Origin of the sequence: Comamonas sp. B21-038, assembly GCF_022387135.1 — a bacterium.
GTDB classification, from domain to species: Bacteria; Pseudomonadota; Gammaproteobacteria; order Burkholderiales; family Burkholderiaceae_C; genus Comamonas; species Comamonas sediminis.
On the sequence record NZ_CP092462.1, the window covers coordinates 3,496,403 to 3,514,223 of the forward strand.

The window sequence follows — 17,821 nt, forward strand, 5'->3', positions numbered from 1 at the left end:
CGGGTGCGCCCCACAGCAAGACCGGCGCCTGAGACGCCGGTTTTGCAAAAGACCGGTGTTTTACAGCACCGGAATGCGCCCTTCCTCGACCGCATGGCAGGCCACTTTCACGCCGGCATCATCGATCAGCTGCGGGCGCTCGCTGCGGCAGCGCTCATTGGCCAGCGGGCAGCGCGGGTTGAAGGCGCAACCGGTGGGTGGGTTCAGCGGATTGGGCACCTCGCCCTGCACGGGGGTGCGCGCCTTGCCGGTGTCGTGCATCTTCGGGATGGCATCAAGCAGCATGCGCGTATAGGGGTGGCGCGGCTTGGCAAACAGGGTTTGCTTATCGGCCAGCTCTACAAGCCTACCCAAATACATGACACCCACCTGGTCGCTGACATGGCGCACCACGGCCAGGTTGTGCGAGATGAACAGATAGGTCAGACCGCGCTTTTTCTGCAGGTCCTTCATGATGTTGAGCACCTGGGCCTGCACCGAGACGTCGAGCGCCGAGGTGGGCTCATCGCAGACCAGAAACTCCGGCTCGGTCGCCAGTGCGCGGGCGATGGAGATGCGCTGGCGCTGCCCGCCCGAGAACTGGTGCGGGTACTTGAGCATGTCCATCGGCGCCAGGCCCACCTGCACCAGCAGCTCGGCCACACGGGCCTTGAGTTGCTCTGTATTGGTGATCAGGCCATGCTCCTTGAGCGGCTCGCCGATGATCTGCTCGACCGACCAGCGCGGGTTCAGGCTGGCATAGGGGTCCTGGAAGATCATCTGCACGCGGCGGCGCATCGCGCGCGCGTTCGGGTCGCGGAAGGCGGCATGCGCATCCTGGCCATCAAAGGTGAAGGTGCCACGCGTGGGGCCGTACAAACCCACCAGCAGGCGCGCCACCGTGCTCTTGCCGCAGCCGGACTCGCCCACCAGGGCCAGGGTCTTGCCCTTTTCAATGTCAAAGCTCACGCCATCGACGGCGCGCAGCAGGCTGCGCGGCTTGCGCTCCAGCACCCGGTTGAGCCACGGTGCGGACACATCAAAGGTCTTGGCCAGGTCACGGGCCTGCACCAGCGGCTGCTTGTCGCCTGCGCCTGCGTGGCCTTGTGCACTCTGCAGCGGCGCTGCATCGTTGTTCGTCATGGTTGCCATCTCGCTCATACCGTGTCCTCGGTGGCAGCCACTTGGGGCTGGTTATCGGCTGCATGCAGCCAGCAGGCGGCCTGGGTGGCGCCAGCGGCCATCAGCTCGGGGCGCTGCTCCATGCAGCGGTCAAACACCTGGGGGCAGCGCGGGTTGAATGCGCAGCCCTTGGGAATGGCATTGAGCCGGGGCATGGCGCCGTCGATCTGGTTGAGGCGTTCGCGGTCGGCGTCCATATCGGGGATGGACGCCATCAGGCCCCGGGTATAGGGGTGCGCCGGGTGGTTGATCACCTCATGCACCGGGCCGATTTCTGCAACACGGCCGGCATACATCACCGCGACCCGGTCACAGGTCTCTGCGATCACGCCCATGTCATGGGTGATCAGCATCACCGCAGCACCGCGGGTGCGGCAGATGTTTTTGAGCAGGCTGATGATCTGCGCCTGGATCGATACGTCCAGCGCCGTCGTGGGCTCATCGGCGACGATCAGCTTGGGCTCGGCCGCCAGCGCCAGCGCAATCACCACGCGCTGGCGCATGCCGCCGGAGAACTGGTGCGGAAAGTGGTCAATCCGCTCTTCGGCTGCCGGAATGCCGGTGTCCTTGAGCAGCTGGATCGCGCGCTGGCGCGCCTCCGCCGCCGAAAGCTGGAGGTGGGTCTGGATGGTCTCGATCAGCTGGCGGCCCACGGTGTAGAGCGGGTTCAGCGACGTGAGCGGATCCTGGAAGATCGCGCCGATGCGGCGCCCCCGGATGTGGCGCATCTTGTCGGCAGACAGGTTGTCGATGCGCTCGCCTTCGAGCACGATCTCGCCCGAGGCCACATGGCCTGGCGGCTCCAGCAGGCCGATGATGGACGCGCCGGTCAGCGACTTGCCCGCGCCCGATTCGCCGACCACGCCCAGGATCTCGCCGGGGGCGATGGAAAAGGAGATGTTGTCCAGCGCCCGCAGCACACCATGGCGATTGGGAAACTCGACCACCAGATTTTTAACTTCCAACAATGACATCGTGGTTGTTCCTTGTTCGTCTTGTGTCCGCACCATCAACGCAGGCGCGGGTTGAGCGCATCGCGCAGCCAGTCGCCCAGCAGGTTGACCGACAGCGCGATCAGCACCAGCATCAGGCCCGGGAAGATCGTGATCCACCACTCACCGGAGAACAGGTAATCATTGCCCACGCGGATCAGGGTGCCCAGCGATGGCGAGGTGGGCGGTGCGCCCACGCCCAGGAAGGACAGGGTCGCCTCGGTGATGATGGCCGTGGCCACCTGGATGGTGGCCAGCACCATGACGGGGCCCAGCACATTGGGCAGCACATGCTTGACCATGATGCGCAGCGGCGCCACGCCGGTAACGCGGGCGGCCTGCACATATTCCTTGTTGCGCTCCACCATCGTGGAGCCGCGCACCGTGCGCGCATACTGCACCCAGCCGGTCAGCGAGATCGAGAGGATCAGCACGCCAAAGGCCAGCGATTCGTTGGCATTGGGAAACACCGCGCGGCCGACACCAGCGATCAGCAAGGCCACCAGAATGGCCGGGAAGGACAGCATCACATCGCACAGGCGCATCAGCACCGAATCGATCCAGCCGCCCTTGAAGCCGGCAAGCAGGCCCAGGCCCACGCCTACCACCACGGACAAGGCCACCGAGGCCAGGCCGACGATCAGCGAAATGCGCGCGCCATACATCAGCGCCGACAGGATGTCGCGGCCCTGGTCGTCGGTGCCCAGAATGTACTTCCAGCCACCTTCTTCGCTCCAGACCGGCGGAATGCGCGCATCGCTCAGCTCCAGGGTGGTCAGGTCAAAGGGGTTGTGGGGCGCCACCCAGCCGGCAAACAGCGCGCAGAACACGCATACCGCCGCAATGAGCGCCGCCACAATGGCTGTGGGCGAGTTGCGAAAGCTGTAGCCCACATCGCTGTCCATCCAGCGCCTGATTCGGTTTTTCATCGTCATCTTCTCTCTCTAATCGCTGGCCGCTGCAGCGCAGCGGCCCGGGCATTTACTTCTTCACCGTCATCCACTTGAAGGGCATGAAGCCATCGGCCATCTGCACCAGCTCCACGTTCTTGCTGACACCCCAGTTCATGAACTGCTGGTGCAGCGGCAGGTAGCCCACGTCGTCGGCTACGGTCTGCAGCGCTTCATGGATCGCCTGGTTGCGCTTGGCCGTATCGGTCTCGGACTGCACCTGGCGGGTCAGCGCATCGACCTTGGGGTTGCAGTAGTTGCCGTAGTTGAACGCGCCCGCACCCTTGCCGTCATTGCAGTTCATCAGGGCCAGCAGCGGGTTGTGTGCGTCGTAGGTCGATGGCGTCCAGCCGAGGATGTAGAAGGCGGTTTCATGGCGCATGATGCGCGGGAAATAGGTGCCCTTGGTCTCGGCATTGAGCTGCACCTTGATGCCGATCTTGGCCAGGTTGGCAGACACGGCCTGGCAGATGCGGCTGTCGTTGATGTAGCGGTCGTTCGAGCAGTTAAAGGTCAGCGAAAAGCCATCCGGGTAGCCCGCCTCGGTCAGCAGCTTCTTGGCGGCGGCAGGATCGTAGGGCAGGCGCTTGATGTCTTCGGCGTAGCCATTGACGCCCTTGCCGATCAAGGTGGCCAGATTGCCCGATGCCCCGCGCATCACCTGCTTGTGCAGGCCTTCGATATCGATGGCCTGGTAGAAGGCCTGGCGCACGCGCTTGTCCTTGAACGGGTTCTTGCCCTTGACGCTGGCGTTCAGCAGCTCATCGCGCTTCTGGTCCATGCCCATGAAGATGGCGCGCAGCTCCGGCCCGGACACCACGCGGGTGCTGCCCGTGTTGGCCACGCGGTCCAGATCCTGCACCGGCACCGGGTCGATCACATCGACCTGGCCCGACAGCAGCGCGGCCACGCGGGTGGCATCGTTGGCCACCGGCGTGTAGACCACCTCCTGCACATTGCCGTCGATCTTGTCCCAGTAGTTGGCGCTGCGGTTGAAGACGGTGCGCACATTGGGTTGGCGCTCGCGCACGCGGTACGGCCCGGTGCCATTGGCCTTGAACGATGCCGTGTTCTCGATGCCCTTGCGGCGGTCCACCGGGTTGACGGCATTGTTGGCCTCGGACCAAGCCTTGCTCATGATGTAGACCTGCGAGATCATGCTCGGCAGGATCGGGGCCGGATCCTTGGTCTCGATATCGACCGTGTAGTCGTCGACCTTGCGGGTCTCCTTGATCGGGTTGGTGTAGGACTTCATGTCCGAGCCCTCGAGCTGCGTGCGCATCATCGAGAACACCACATCATCGGCCGTGAACGGCGTGCCATCATGAAACTGCACCCCCTTGCGCAAGGTAAAGCGCCAGACCGTGGGCGAGGTCTGCTCCCATTGGGTGGCCAGCACCGGGCGCAAGCTCAGATCCTTGTTGCGGCCGGCCAGCGGCTCGTAGACATTGCCGGTCACGCTCAGCTGTACCGTCTCGTTGAAGGAATGCGGGTCCATGGACAGCGCATCGCCCTGGGAACCGATGCGCACGGTCTGCGCGCCGGCGGAAACATAGGCGGCAGCCAACATCGATACCAACAAGGTCTTGCTCATCGTGTGCTTCATGTTTTCCCCTTTTTGTGAAATCCGGCTCTGGAGGAGCCGGGTGCCGAGGCCTCAGCCCAATGCAAGTGGCATGCCACGCTCGACGATGCCGGCATGCAGCGCTGCCCCCAGTGGCAGCACATCGTCATTGAAGTCATAGCGGTTGTTGTGCAGTGGGATGATGTCGTCACCGACGGCCTGTCCCAGGCGCAGATAGGCCCCCGGCTTTTGCTGCAGCATGAAGGAGAAGTCCTCGGCGCCCATGCTCGGATCCATGTCGCGCACCACCAGCGCTTCGCCGACCAGCTCGGAGGCGACATCACCGGCAAAGAGGGCCTCTTCAGGCGTATTGATGGTGGCGGGGTACGAGCGCTCGTACTGCAGCTGCGCGTTCACGCCAAAGGCCAGGCCCAGCGCCTGGCACAGCTCGCCCAGCCGGCGCTCGACCATGTTCTGCACATCAGGGTTGAAAGTGCGCACCGTGCCCACCAGGGTCGAGGAGCCCGGCGTCACGCTGAACGCAGCCAGGTCACCGGATTGCACTGCACAGATGCTGATGACGGCGGAATCGATCGCGCGCACATTGCGCGAGACGATGGACTGGATCGCGGTGATCAGGTGGGCCGACGCCAGCACCACATCGTTGGTCTGGTAGGGGTGCGCGCCATGCCCGCCCTTGCCGGTGATATTGATCTGGATGCGGTCGGCCGCCGCCATCATCGCGCCCGGGTTGATGCCGATCATGCCCTGGCGCATCGCCGGCCAGTTGTGCATCGCATAGACCGAATCGACCGGAAAGCGCTCGAACAGGCCATCCTGGATCATTTCGCGCGCCCCGGCATAACCTTCCTCACCCGGTTGGAAGATCAGCACGGCGGTGCCGTCGAAGTTGCGGGTCTCGGCCAGATAGCGGGCCGCGCCCACCAGCATCGCCGTGTGGCCGTCATGGCCGCAGGCATGCATCAGCCCCTGCTTGCCCGAACGCCAGCTGCAGTTGCCCTGCTCGGTGATCGGCAGCGCATCCATGTCGGCCCGCAGGCCGATCATGCGGCCGCTGCCGTGCTTGTGGCCACGGATCACACCGACCACGCCGGTCTTGCCGATGCCCTGGTGGATCTCGTCCACGCCGCAGAGGCGCAAGGCCTCGCTCACGCGGGCGGCGGTGTATTTTTCTTCGAAACCCAGCTCCGGGTTGGCATGCAGGTCACGGCGGAAGGCCGTCAGCTCCGGATGGATCTGGGCCAGGTGAGAAAAGGCGCGCGAGCTCGCGCTGTAAGGCAGACGTGGCATCTCAGTGCCCTCCCGATTTCTCGACGCGCAGGCGCGGGTCGACAGCGAAATACAACAGATCGACCACCAGGTTGATCACGACAAAAATCAGCGCAATCAGGCACAGGTAGGCGGCCATGACGGGGATATCGGCAAAGGTGACCGCCTGGATGAACAGCAGTCCCATGCCGGGCCACTGGAACACGGTCTCGGTGATGATCGCGAAGGCAATCAGGCCGCCCAGCTGCAGACCGGTGATGGTCATCACCGGCACCAGCGTGTTTTTCAGTGCGTGGCCAAAGTAGATGGTGCGGTTGCTCAGACCCCGGGCCTTGGCAAACTTGATGTAGTCGGTGCGCAGCACCTCCAGCATCTCGGCACGCACCAGGCGCATGATCAACGTGAGCTGGAACACCGCCAACGTGATGGCCGGCAGGATGATGTGGTGCCAGCCCTTGGCGCTCAGCAGGCCGGTGCTCCAAAAGCCCAGCTGCATCGTCGTGCCACGGCCAAAGCTCGGGAACCAGCCCAGGTGCACAGAGAAGATCAGGATCAGCAAGATGCCGATCAGGAAAGTGGGCAAGGACACGCCCAGCAGTGACAAGGTCATGAACACCTGGCTCATGAAGCTGCCACGGCGCAGCGCCGCATACACGCCCATCGGCACGCCGATGACCAGGGCCAGCAACGCGGCGACCATGGCTAGTTCAAAGGTCGCCGGGAAGCGCTCGGCAATCAGTGAGGAGACCTTGGCACCCTGGCGCAGGCTGATGCCGAACTCGCCCTGGGCGGCATTCACCAGAAAGTGCCAGAACTGCACGAAAAAGGGTTTGTCCAGCCCCAGTGCGCTGCGCAACTCGGCAATTTGCTGGGGGGTGGCATCCTGGCCCAGCAGGAAGGTGACCGGGTCACCGACATACTGGAACAACATGAAGGAGATGAACGCCACGGCGATCATCACGATCACCGCCTGTATCAATCGGCGCAATATGAATGCAAACATGGCTGACTCTCATCGTGACAAACAGAGGGAAGGTGCCCAGGACCCTTTGCAAAACGCTCCGCCATGGTCTGAACGCAAGCCCGGGCGAGCCGCTGGCGTCTCGTCCCGATCCGTGTCCATCCCGTTTTGGCGAGGGCTCTGCAGAGGATCCCCAGCACCCGTGTTGTCTGCCTATTCTTCTTTCGCTTTTTATGGAACAGCCTGCCACCCTATCTGGCGGCAGGCCTGCAAACGGCTCGCCGCTGGTCAGCGGACCGTCACCAGCTTGATGTCGACCCGGTTGTCAGCACGGTGCACCAGGTCGATGTTCTTCTTCATCGCCCAGGGGATCACCTGGTCATACAGCGGCAGGTGGGAGACCATGTCGTTGGACAGCTGCAAGCCCTCGGTCAGCATGCGGGTGCGCACGGGCTGGTCGGTTTCCGTTTTGACGCGATCGACCAGGTAGTCCATGCGCTCATTGCTGTAGCGGCCGACATTGTAGTTTCCGTCGCCGCCCTTGCCGACGGTGCGCACCAGCGACTGCAGGCTGTAGAGCGAATCGAAGGTAGGCACGCCCCAGCCCAGCATGTAGATGCTCGCTTCGTTGCGCTGGATCATCGGGAAGTAGGTGACCATCGGCAAGGTGCGCAGCTTGGCCTTGACCCCCACCTTGGCCCACATCGCGGTGACCGCCTGGCAGATCGCCTCGTCGCTGATATAGCGGTTGTTGGGGCAGGCAAAGTCCACCTCAAAACCATCGGGGTAACCCGCTTGAACCAGCAGCTTCTTGGCGGCCTCCTGGTCATAGGGCAGACGCTGACCGACTGCCTCGGTCCAGCCGTTGACCTGAGGTGCCACCAGGGTGCCGGTGGGTTTGCCCAGGCCACGCAGGATGGTCTTGGTGATCGCCTGGATATCGATGGACTGGTACAGCGCCTGGCGCACCTTCTGGTCCTTGAGCGGGTTCTTGCCTTTGACGTTCGACCCGGGCAGCTCGTCGCGGAACTGGTCCATGCCGAAGAAAATCGTACGGTTCTCCAGGCCTTCGAGGATCTTCAGATCCGGGCTGGCGCGCAGGCGGTTCAGGTCCTGGGGTGTGGGATCGAGCACCATGTCCACTTCACCCGACAGCAGGGCCGCCATGCGGGTGGGCGCCGACTTGATCGGGGTATAGGTGATCGAGGTCACATTGCCCGGCATCTGTCCCCACCAGTTGGGGTTCTTCTTGAGCACCATGCGTACATCGGGCTGCCAGGATTCGAGGATGAAAGGCCCCGTGCCCATCGCATTGCGGTGGGCAAAATTCTCGTCGGACTTCTTGATGTCCATCGGTTCAGTGGACTTGTTCTTCTCGGACCAGGCCTTGCTCATCATGCGCAGCTCGGTCATCTGGCGCAGCAGCACCGGGTTGGGGTCCACCATGAAGATGTCGATGGTCGCGTCATCGACCTTGACGACCTTCTCGATGCCCTGCACAAAGGGGCCATAGTTCGAGGTCTTGGCCATCGCACGCGTGATCGAGAACACCGCATCATCGGCGGTGAAGCTCGATCCGTCCTGGAACTTCACGCCCTGGCGCAATGCAAAGCGCATCTGCTTGGGGGTGACTTCTTTCCACGAGGTAGCCAGCAGCGGCTCGACCTGGAAGGTCTTGCTGTTATAGGTGACCAGGGTCTCGTAGACGTAAGGGTGAATGGCGTTGTGCAGGCCATTGTTTTGCGCATGGATATCCCAGCTGGCGACGTCGGCCTGGCTGGCCCATTTGAAGGGCTTGGCCTGGGCCACGCCAGCTGACAAAACGGTGGCTACCGCTATCGCAACCAGAGCAAGAGAAGGCTGTTTCATAAGTCCTCGCAGAATAGTAGTGCCCCACTATGCCGCAAGGAACCGATCTTCCGCATGGTGCTTCCCCCAAGCAGGGGATATTCCCGAGTCCGGCTTATTTCTGCTAGGTGACCGGCAAAAGCAGGTGTTTTGTCGGGCAAAACACGGCTTCTTCTGGCAAAACTGAAAATGCCTGCACAGCAGGGCGATGAGCGACGCCAACGCAGGCTGCTGGTGGAACGCGGTACAGCGGCATCTTGGGGGCTATCAACAGCGATACAGCGTGCGGCCTGTAGGAAGGCTGCAACAAGGTACCTGGCAGTACCTTCTCAACGTTGGCAGAAAGGAACAAAGCCCAGGATCAAGCGCCAATACGACGCCTTGCGCCCAGCCCCAGCGCGCTGCGGGGCATTCAAGCTGCAGCGGCGAGCACCATTGGTGCTGCCGCAACGATGGCGGTGCGCGGCCTTGGCCAGTGCGGTGCGCGTGGCTCGCGCAGGCATAAAAAAAAGCCCGTCTTTCGACGGGCTTTTTGCTTTTCAGGTTGAGTAGCTAGGAAACCCTAGCCATTCATTAGAAAGCGTGACGCACACCAACGGTGATAGCGTTTTGGTTCTTGCCAGCGCGGGCTGGGTCGATGCCCAGGCCGTTAGCCGACAGGCTCATGGTTTCGCTCTTCTGGTTCTTCAGGAAAGCGTAGGTGCCGTACAGAGCGGTGCGCTTCGACAGGTTGTGGACATAGCCCAGCGACAGCTGGTGAGCCTTGCCTTCGATTTCCTTGTTGTCGTAGTAGTTGTAAGCCAGACGTGCTTCGCCAGCAGCGCCGACAGCAGCCGTTGCGCCCAGACCAGCGGACTGGAACTTAGCCTTGCTGCCACCACCCACTGGGGTGCTTTGCACTTGACGGATCAGACCCGACAGCTTGAAAGCGCCAAAGTTGTAAGCAGCACCCAGACCCAGACCTTGAGCCTTTTCGAAGCTGGTGGTTGGATCGTTTTGCTGGTCGTAAGCAATACCGGCGCTCAGAGGGCCGTTGTTGTAACCAGCGGACACGCCGATGTAACGCTTAGCGGAGCTGTCGCCAGCGGTTTCGCCGAAGCCGTAGTTCACGCCAGCGGTGAAGCCGGACATGTTAGGGGTGTAGTACGAAACCATGTTGCCCACGCGAACTGGGTCGCCGAAGCCGTAGGTGCCGTTGCCGAAGCTGAAGTTTTGGCCGATACCAACTTGGCCGAACACGTCGTAGCCAGACACGGTGTTGTAAGCTGCGGTCAGTTCACGACCCAGACGCACTTCACCGAAGTTGCCCATCAGGGACACGGTGGAACGACGCTTGAACTCGAAGCCAGGACCTGCAGCGCCGCCGCCGGAAGCGGTACCGCTGTCGTTCTGGATTGCGCCTTCCAGCCAGAAACCAGCCTTCAGACCGCCACCCAGATCTTCCACGCCGCGGAAGCCCAGACGGCTGGTGGCGTTACCGGAGTTGGTCAGACCGTAGTTGCTTTCGCCACCGCTGGTCTTAGCGTAGGTCACGCCAGCATCAACGATACCGAACAGGGTCACGGAAGATTGAGCCATTGCGGCGCCGGAAGCGGCCAGCACTGCCAAGGCAACAAGAGATTTTTTCATTGCGAGTTACTCCAAGGTTTAACAGACGGCGCTGGTACGGGGGGGTTGATGTCAGCCTCACGGTTCTGCACAACTTCTACCTGCTCCCGCGCCAACCTCCTAGTGTGGAAGTTCTCTCTATTTCAACAGACCGCAGGCGGTTGCGCAAACAAATTCCCCCACTTGAGGACCTATTCGCTGTAAATCGTTGCTTGAGTGCAACGTTTAACGAATGTCAGCCGCCGTCCAATTTTTCGACAAAAAATTTGCTGCAAAACAAGCCGTTTCAGAGGAGATTCGCCATGTTTGCAGCGGGGTGTATTCTACTGGTTAGCATGACACCCTATGCAAGAACGACTCCTTTGCGCAGCAGATACTGCGCTGCGCACCCTGTTTGCAACACCCCGTGCGGCCACCCCTTCGCCTGCCACGGGCATGGACGAGCCCGATCTCAGTCCTGAGGAGAAGAAGCTCTCCGCTTCCTATATGCGTGTCAACCATGTGGGCGAGGTCTGCGCACAGGCGCTCTACACCGCCCAGGCCATGGTCACCCGCGACGCGCATCTGCGCGAACACCTGCTGGACGCCGCCCAGGAAGAAATGGACCACCTGGCCTGGACCCACCAGCGCCTGCAGGATCTGGGCGAGCGCCCCAGCCTGCTCAACCCGCTGTGGTTTGCAGGCGCTTTCGTGATTGGCACCGTGGCCGCCACGGTCAGCGACCGCGCCAGCCTGGGTTTTGTCGAAGAGACCGAGAACCAGGTGTCCTTGCACCTGCAATCGCACCTGGAGCTGTTGCCCGCACACGACGCACCTTCGCGCGCCGTCGTCAGCCAGATGAAAGCCGACGAAGAGCGCCATGCCGCCGCGGCGGTGGACGCCGGCGCCCTGCCCGTGCCCCTGCCCGCCCGGATGCTGATGAAGATCGCCTCCAAGGTGATGACGGTGACGGCGCACCATATATAGAGAAGAATGAAAGGCCGCCTCTGAGGCGGCCGGCAAGCATTCTTAAGCCAACCAGTCAGGCCGCTGCGCCAGCAGCCAGGCATGCACATGGCCCCGCAAGGCCATGGCATTGGTCAGACAGCTGTCTACCGCTGCCTGGGTCACCAAGTCTCCTGAGTAGTCCGTCAAATTGCGCTGCTTGCGCAAGGCGTCCAGCGGCCAGATCTTCTGACTGGGCCACTGCACAGTAAGCGCGAGCGTCTGGATGGCGGTCTGGTGGTGGCCGGGTTTGCTGGTCAGTGGGCGGTAGCCATTGGCAATCAGGCCCAGCATGGCCAACTGCATGATAGCCTTATAGGCGGCATCAAACTGGTTTTCTTCGCTTAAGCCGGTGAGGTGTGCGTCGGCAATGTTGCGGTCGGCCGCAGCGAGCAAAGACCGCACTTGCTGCGCATTGGGCTCGACGGTCTCAAGACTGATGCCGACCAAGTTTTGCAAGCTCATCGTCGCTCCCCATCACAAAGATCTTGGGTTTGGACAGCACATCGCGCATGAACCCCTCCTGGGAGCGCGCTGCGAACTCTTGCTGGTCCAGCACGTGCGGATTGATCTCTCTGCCCAACTCGGCTTGAAGCGGCCACAGCAACTGCACCGCCTCGTCAAATCCTAGTTGACCGACCAGCATCAGGTCAATGTCGCTGCCCGCAGTCTCTTTTCCGCGCGCCACAGAACCATAGATAAAGGCCACATCGATCTTGTCTGCAACAGGCGCCAGGGCGGTTGCCAACACATCGGCCACGCCTGATGTCTTGCGCAAGATACTGGCCAGCTCTGTAAAAACAGGGCAGCCCTTGTCTGCGCGGTACAGCTGTTGGTTGCCCCGTTTTTCTCGTTGCAACAAGCCCACCGACGTGAGCTTGCCAAGTTCTCGGGTGATGGTGCCTGCTGGAAGCCCCGTGCGTCTGGCAATTTCTCGCCCGTGCAGCTGCGTATCAGGGTGCAGCAGCAACAGCCCCAGGACACGTCGCCGGTACTCCGGCAGCAGCAAGGCAATCAGAGATTGATTCATATAAGGCGTCAATTGTCGCCTTTTTTACATCGAACTACAAGGCCAGTTGACATCCTGCACATCTGCCCCAGGGGCATTGCGGAATGTCAACACCCCTGCTTAGCCTTCCACCAGGTCAAACCCCGTGGTGATCTCGGCCGTCTTGCCCAGCATGATGCTGGCCGAGCAGTATTTCTCGTGGCTCATCGCGATCGCGCGTTCCACGGCCGCTGGCGGAATGCCCTTGCCGGTGACAGTGAACTGCATATGGATCTTGGTGAACACCTTGGGCTCGGTGTCGGCGCGCTCGGCCTTCAGGGCCACGGTGCAGTTTTTCACATCGTGGCGGCCGCGCTTGAGGATCAGCACCACATCATAGGCCGTGCAGCCGCCGGTGCCGGCCAGCAGCAGCTCCATCGGGCGGGCTGCGAAGTTCTGGCCGCCGTTGGCCGGGTTGGCCGCGTCGGGCGCGCCATCCATGGCCACCACATGGCCGCTGCCGGTTTCTGCCACAAAGCCCATTCCCGAGCGGGCGCCGCTCGCACCCGTCCACGTCACCGTGCATTCCATTGCATCTCTCCAAAAATCAGACGCCACAAGTGTGGCAGATCTGCCCTCACCCCTGCTATTTGTTGCTGTCTATCAACAGCATTGGAGAAAAAAATGGTTGCGGGCATTATTTTGCTGCATCGCAGCAGAAACATCGCTATACTTGGACCCATCTGCTGCTCCACAGCCAGGCGATGCCAAAACTGTTGGATGTAGCTTGCAAGTTGTCTCCTCCACCTCTCAAATGGTGGTTTCAAGCCCCTGATTCACATCAGGGGCTTTTTTTTCTGCCCGTCGCTGGCGCAAATCCACTGCCGGTCCGCTCCAGTGAACGCCAGCGGTTATAGTGCATCGGTCTTTCGATCACCTGATGCCCGCCACCCCCGCCCATGCCGCCACCCGCGCATGTCTTGCGGGCTGGCGCATCAACCAGGCGCGCCATCCGCATGCGCTACCTTCTCGTTGCCTCATTTCTCTAGCGTGCATCCCTATGCCCACCAAGACTGCTGCCGCGCTGACGCCGGCCGATTACCTGAAGAAAATTCTCACTGCGCGTGTCTATGACGTGGCCATTGAATCCAGCCTGGACTCGGCCAAGAACCTCAGCCGCCGCCTGCACAACAAGGTGCTGCTCAAACGCGAAGACCAGCAGCCGGTATTCAGCTTCAAGCTGCGGGGGGCCTATAACAAGATGGCCCATCTGACGGCCGAACAGCTCAAGGCGGGTGTCATTTGCGCCTCGGCAGGCAACCATGCCCAGGGTGTGGCGCTGTCAGCCAGCCGCATGGGCACCCGTGCCGTCATTGTGATGCCGACCACCACGCCGCAGGTCAAGGTCGATGCCGTCAAGGGCCTGGGGGGTGAGGTGGTGCTGATGGGCGAGAGCTTCAGCGATGCCTACGAGCACTCGTTGACGCTGCAAAAGGAACAAGGCCTGACTTTTGTCCACCCTTTCGATGACCCCGACGTGATCGCCGGCCAGGGCACGATCGCGATGGAGATCATGCGCCAGGTGCAGAAAATCGGCTCCTCGCCGCTCAATGCGGTCTTTGTCGCGATTGGCGGTGGTGGCCTGATCGCCGGGGTGGCCAACTACATCAAGGCCGTACGGCCCGAGATCAAGGTCATCGGCGTGCAGATGAACGATTCGGACGCGATGATCCAGTCGGCCCGCGAAGGCAAGCGCGTGGCACTGAACGATGTGGGCCTGTTTGCCGATGGCACCGCCGTCAAGCTGGTGGGCGAGGAAACCTTCCGCGTTGCCCATGGCCTGGTCGATGAATACATCACGGTCGACACCGATGCCGTCTGCGCTGCGATCAAGGACATCTTTGTCGACACCCGCTCCATCGTCGAGCCCTCCGGCGCGCTGGCCGTGGCCGGCATCAAGCAGTATGTGGCCAGGAACAAGACCAAGGGCGAGACCTATGCCGCGATCCTGAGCGGCGCCAACATGAACTTCGACCGCCTGCGCTTCGTCGCCGAGCGCGCCGATGTGGGCGAGGAAAAGGAAGCGCTGTTTGCCGTCACCATTCCGGAGGAGCGCGGCAGCTTCAAGCGTTTCTGCGAAGTCATTGGCAACCTGCCCGGTGGCGCACGCAGCGTGACCGAATTCAACTACCGCATCAGCGATGACCGGCGCGCCCATGTCTTTGTTGGCATTTCAACCAACAGCAAGGGCGAGTCGGAAAAGATCTGCCGCAACTTCCAGAAAAACGGCTTTGAAGCGCTGGACCTGACCTTTGACGAGCTGGCCAAGGAGCATGTGCGCCACATGGTCGGCGGGCGCTCGCAGCTCGCGCAGGACGAGCGCCTGCTGCGCTTCATCTTCCCCGAGCGGCCCGGCGCACTGTTCAAGTTCCTGAGCCTGATGGCCCCGAACTGGAACATCTCGCTGTTCCACTACCGCAACCAGGGCGCAGACTATGGGCGCATCCTTGTCGGCATGCAGGTGCCCAAGGAAGATTCGCACAGCTTTGAGCAGTTCCTGAACAACCTGGGCTACCCCTGGATCGAAGAGACCCAGAACCCGGCCTACCGCTTGTTCCTGCAGGCTTAAAGCCGAACAAGCCCAGTCGCAGCATGCAAGCCTTGCGCCATTTTCTGTTGGCGGTGCAGTTTTTCACCCGCATTCCGATCACCGGCAAGCTGGGCGACTGGGTGGGCTACAGCCCCGAGATGCTGCGCGCCAGCGCCGGCCATTTCCCCGGCGTGGGCTGGATCGTAGGCCTGGTGGCCGCCGGTGTGCTGGCCGCCAGCACCCTGCTGCTGCCGTCTGGCAACGGCTACAGCCCACTGGCCGCTGCGGTGCTCAGCACCTTGGCCACCGTGCTGCTCACCGGCTGTTTCCATGAAGATGGCCTCAGCGATGTGGTCGATGGCCTCGGCGGCAGCCACCAGCGTGAGCGCGCGCTGGAAATCATGAAGGACTCGCGCATTGGTGCGTATGGCGCAATGGCCATGGTGCTGGCCGTGCTCAGCAAGACAGCCCTCATCGCGCTGCTCGCCAGCCACAGCCTGTCCTTGGCCATGGCGAGCTTGGTGGCCGCCCATGTCATCGCTCGCCTCTGGCCCATGTTCGTCGTGCGCAGCCTGCCCCATGTGGGCGACAGCGCCTCGTCCAAAAGCAAGCCGCTGGCGGCCTTTATCAGCCGCAAAGGCCTGGCTTGCTGTCTGGCCTGGTCCTTGCCCGCCGCCTTGCTGCTGGGCCTGGCCCAAGGCTGGGAGGTCCTGCTGCTGGCGCTGGTGCTCAGCGCCGCCGCTGCGCTGTGGATGCGCCAGTGGCTGCAGCGCCGCCTGCAAGGCTTTACTGGCGATGGTCTGGGCGCTGCCGAACAGGTCAGCGAAATCGCGTTCTACCTGGGTGCAGCACTGTCGCTGGGCCCTGCTGGCAGTTGGCTGGCCAAGGCGCTGGCATGAGCGCGCTGTGGCTGCAGCGCCATGCCCAGCCGCTGGTGGCGCCGGGCGTCTGCTACGGCCGCACGGACATGGCTGCCGACGACAAGGCTACCGCCGCCGCCGCACAAGCGCTGCAAAGCGCCTGGACGGCCGAGGCGCTGCCGGCCGGCACCGTCTGGCACTCCCCGCTGCAGCGCTGCACGCAGCTGGCCGCCGCCTTGCAGACGCAGGCACCGGCATTCCAGCTGCGCGCCTGCAACGATCTGGCAGAAATGGACTTTGGCGCCTGGGAAGGCCAGCGCTGGGATGGCATTGCGCGCGAGGAGATGCAGGCCTGGACGGCCGACTTCATGGCCTATGCGCCAGGCGGCGGCGAATCGCTGGCCACGATGATGGCGCGCATCACGCGTGCGCTGGATGCCGCGCGCCAGCAGGCGCGGGAAACGGGCCAGCCCGTTCTCTGGATCAGCCACGCTGGTGTCGCGCAATGCGCGCATTGGCTGCTGACCAGGGGCCAAAGGCTGCCGCTGGCCAAGGACTGGCCCTCGGTCAAACTCGCTTATGGGGAATGGCTCCGATTGCCGCTGTTCGGCGATCTGTAAGAACCCTCAGCCGCCCAACAAACTTTTACGTAAAGCGCCCGCGATCAGTCGCGCAGCGAACCCGTGCTGCGGTCCACATTCGCCGCGGTGGCCGGCACAGGCGCTGGCACAGAAGCAGCCGCTTGCGGGGCCGCAGCCACGGTATTGGGTGCGGTAGCCGGGACCGGCGCAGCCACGGCATCCACCGGGCGCAACGCAGGCAGGTTGATGGTGACAGCGGCCGGGCCATCGACACCAGCGCCCAGGCTCACGGCGCGCGGGGCATCGCTGCGCAGCGCCTGCAGCACTAGGCCATCGGCAACGGTCGCGCCCACGCGGAACACCTTGGCTGGCTGGTCATCCACGGCGATGACGGCAGCGCCCCCACCACTGTCCTTGCCCACCATCACACCCAGCAGGCGCCAACGGGTGGGGGCAGCGGGCGCCGCAACGGGAGCGCCATCCTGCACACCCAAGAGGCGCGCCATTGCGGCGCCATCGACCTGCACCGGGGCAGGCCCACCGGCCTGGGGGGCCGACAGCACCTGGCGCGGCGCCGACAGCTTGAGCCCCCAGAACACCGCCAATGCCGCAGCGCCAGCCCACAAAGGCCGGCCGCCAACCGAGGAGACCAGGGGTTGCGTGATAGTGTCACCATTCGCAGATTATGATGCACCCAGATGTCAGTTTCACCACTTTGCCCCCTGAGACCTGAGAGCATGATGTTTTCCTTACGCCCGCAGTCTGCTGCACGCCGCATCCAAGCCAACCTCCAGCGCGGCTTTACCCTGATCGAGCTGATGGTGGTGCTGGTCATCATCGGCGTGCTGGCCGCGCTGATCGTGCCTAATGTGATTGGCGCTGCCGACGAGGCACGCGTGACCGCCGCGCGCACCGATATCACCAACATCAGCGGCGCGCTCAAGCGCTACCGGCTGGACAACCAGCGCTACCCCACCGCCGAGCAAGGCCTGGCTGCGCTGATCAACCGCCCCACCTCCGGCCCCGCGCCGATGAACTGGAAGCCCTATCTGGAAAAGCTGCCCAATGACCCCTGGGGCCACCCCTACCAGTACCTGAACCCTGGCGTCAAAGGCGAGGTCGATGTGATGAGCTTTGGCGCCGATGGCCAGGCCGGCGGTGAAGGCAACAATGCCGACATCGGCAGCTGGCAATAAGCCTGCCTGATCCCTGCTTTCTGCCTTTTCCCGCTGCCCCGCTCTCCGGCCTCCATGCCCCGCCCCCTTCCACACCTCCTCCAGCCGCGCCGCCAGCGCGGCTTTACCTTGATGGAGCTGCTGGTCGTCATCACGTTGATGGCGCTGGCCAGCGCCGGCGTGGTGTTTGCGATGGGCGACAACAGCCAGGACCAGCTTCAGCGCGAAGGCCAGCGCCTGGCCGCGCAGCTGGAGGCCGCCCGGGCCCA

17 protein-coding genes are annotated in these 17,821 nt (G+C 62.8%); 5 read left to right on the forward strand and 12 right to left on the reverse strand.

The features are described from left to right. Positions 1-60 precede the first annotated feature (60 nt). From MJ205_RS16090 to MJ205_RS16125, 8 genes are all read right to left on the reverse strand, one after another. The gene (locus MJ205_RS16090; protein ID WP_305852690.1) at positions 61-1,140 is read right to left on the reverse strand and encodes an ABC transporter ATP-binding protein; all 1,080 of its coding nucleotides are present in this window, start codon (positions 1,138-1,140) and stop codon (positions 61-63) included. Beyond that, entirely contained in the window at positions 1,137-2,135 is a 999-nt protein-coding gene (locus tag MJ205_RS16095) for an ABC transporter ATP-binding protein (protein WP_239809380.1), read from the reverse strand. The genes MJ205_RS16090 and MJ205_RS16095 overlap by 4 nt, the downstream gene beginning before the upstream one ends. Positions 2,136-2,170: 35 nt before the next feature. Beyond that, positions 2,171-3,082, reverse strand: coding sequence for an ABC transporter permease (locus tag MJ205_RS16100; protein ID WP_239809381.1), 912 nt, complete (start codon positions 3,080-3,082; stop codon positions 2,171-2,173). 52 nt (positions 3,083-3,134) lie between these two features. After that, entirely contained in the window at positions 3,135-4,709 is a 1,575-nt protein-coding gene (locus MJ205_RS16105; protein WP_239809382.1) for an ABC transporter substrate-binding protein, read from the reverse strand. 51 nt (positions 4,710-4,760) lie between these two features. Next, a complete protein-coding gene (locus tag MJ205_RS16110; RefSeq protein WP_239809383.1) occupies positions 4,761-5,978 on the reverse strand; it encodes a M20 aminoacylase family protein in 1,218 nt (405 codons plus the stop codon). 1 nt (position 5,979) lies between these two features. Then, a complete protein-coding gene (locus MJ205_RS16115; RefSeq protein ID WP_133857713.1) occupies positions 5,980-6,960 on the reverse strand; it encodes an ABC transporter permease in 981 nt (326 codons plus the stop codon). 246 nt (positions 6,961-7,206) lie between these two features. Then, a complete protein-coding gene (locus MJ205_RS16120) occupies positions 7,207-8,787 on the reverse strand; it encodes an ABC transporter substrate-binding protein (protein ID WP_239809384.1) in 1,581 nt (526 codons plus the stop codon). 552 nt (positions 8,788-9,339) lie between these two features. Next, entirely contained in the window at positions 9,340-10,395 is a 1,056-nt protein-coding gene (locus MJ205_RS16125) for a porin (protein WP_239809385.1), read from the reverse strand. A 324-nt stretch (positions 10,396-10,719) separates the two neighbouring features. On the opposite strand from MJ205_RS16125, the gene coq7 reads away from it, so the two are divergent. Next, positions 10,720-11,340 carry a 2-polyprenyl-3-methyl-6-methoxy-1,4-benzoquinone monooxygenase gene (gene coq7 / locus MJ205_RS16130; RefSeq protein ID WP_239809386.1) on the forward strand — a complete coding sequence of 207 codons (621 nt, stop codon included), beginning with the start codon at positions 10,720-10,722 and terminating at the stop codon, positions 11,338-11,340. Between the two features lie 42 nt (positions 11,341-11,382). Here coq7 and MJ205_RS16135 read toward each other — a convergent pair whose 3' ends face one another. The 3 genes from MJ205_RS16135 to MJ205_RS16145 form a co-directional block, all read right to left on the reverse strand. Then, entirely contained in the window at positions 11,383-11,823 is a 441-nt protein-coding gene (locus MJ205_RS16135) for a DNA-binding protein (RefSeq protein ID WP_239809387.1), read from the reverse strand. After that, on the reverse strand, positions 11,789-12,388 hold the full coding sequence (locus tag MJ205_RS16140; protein WP_239809388.1) for a MarR family transcriptional regulator: 600 nt from the start codon (positions 12,386-12,388) through the stop codon (positions 11,789-11,791). Before MJ205_RS16140 ends, MJ205_RS16135 begins: the two co-directional genes overlap by 35 nt. A gap of 99 nt (positions 12,389-12,487) precedes the next feature. Beyond that, a complete protein-coding gene (locus tag MJ205_RS16145) occupies positions 12,488-12,937 on the reverse strand; it encodes an OsmC family protein (protein ID WP_239809389.1) in 450 nt (149 codons plus the stop codon). 469 nt (positions 12,938-13,406) lie between these two features. Here MJ205_RS16145 and ilvA point away from each other — a divergent pair, with 469 nt between their 5' ends. Genes ilvA through MJ205_RS16160 form a run of 3 tightly spaced genes read left to right on the forward strand, consistent with a single transcriptional unit; the run spans position 13,407 to position 16,416 of the window. Continuing rightward, complete coding sequence (gene ilvA / locus MJ205_RS16150; protein WP_239809390.1) at positions 13,407-14,975, forward strand: threonine ammonia-lyase, biosynthetic; 1,569 nt, start codon at positions 13,407-13,409, stop codon at positions 14,973-14,975. A gap of 23 nt (positions 14,976-14,998) precedes the next feature. Beyond that, positions 14,999-15,835, forward strand: coding sequence for an adenosylcobinamide-GDP ribazoletransferase (cobS, locus tag MJ205_RS16155; protein ID WP_239809391.1), 837 nt, complete (start codon positions 14,999-15,001; stop codon positions 15,833-15,835). Then, the gene (locus MJ205_RS16160; RefSeq protein WP_239809392.1) at positions 15,832-16,416 is read left to right on the forward strand and encodes a histidine phosphatase family protein; all 585 of its coding nucleotides are present in this window, start codon (positions 15,832-15,834) and stop codon (positions 16,414-16,416) included. The genes cobS and MJ205_RS16160 overlap by 4 nt, the downstream gene beginning before the upstream one ends. Before the next feature lie 44 nt (positions 16,417-16,460). Here MJ205_RS16160 and MJ205_RS16165 read toward each other — a convergent pair whose 3' ends face one another. Continuing rightward, positions 16,461-17,003, reverse strand: coding sequence for a type II secretion system protein N (locus MJ205_RS16165; RefSeq protein WP_239809393.1), 543 nt, complete (start codon positions 17,001-17,003; stop codon positions 16,461-16,463). A gap of 114 nt (positions 17,004-17,117) precedes the next feature. Between MJ205_RS16165 and gspG the strand changes: the two genes are divergently transcribed. Continuing rightward, positions 17,118-17,573, forward strand: coding sequence for a type II secretion system major pseudopilin GspG (gene gspG, locus MJ205_RS16170; RefSeq protein WP_239809394.1), 456 nt, complete (start codon positions 17,118-17,120; stop codon positions 17,571-17,573). Positions 17,574-17,821: the final 248 nt, after the last annotated feature.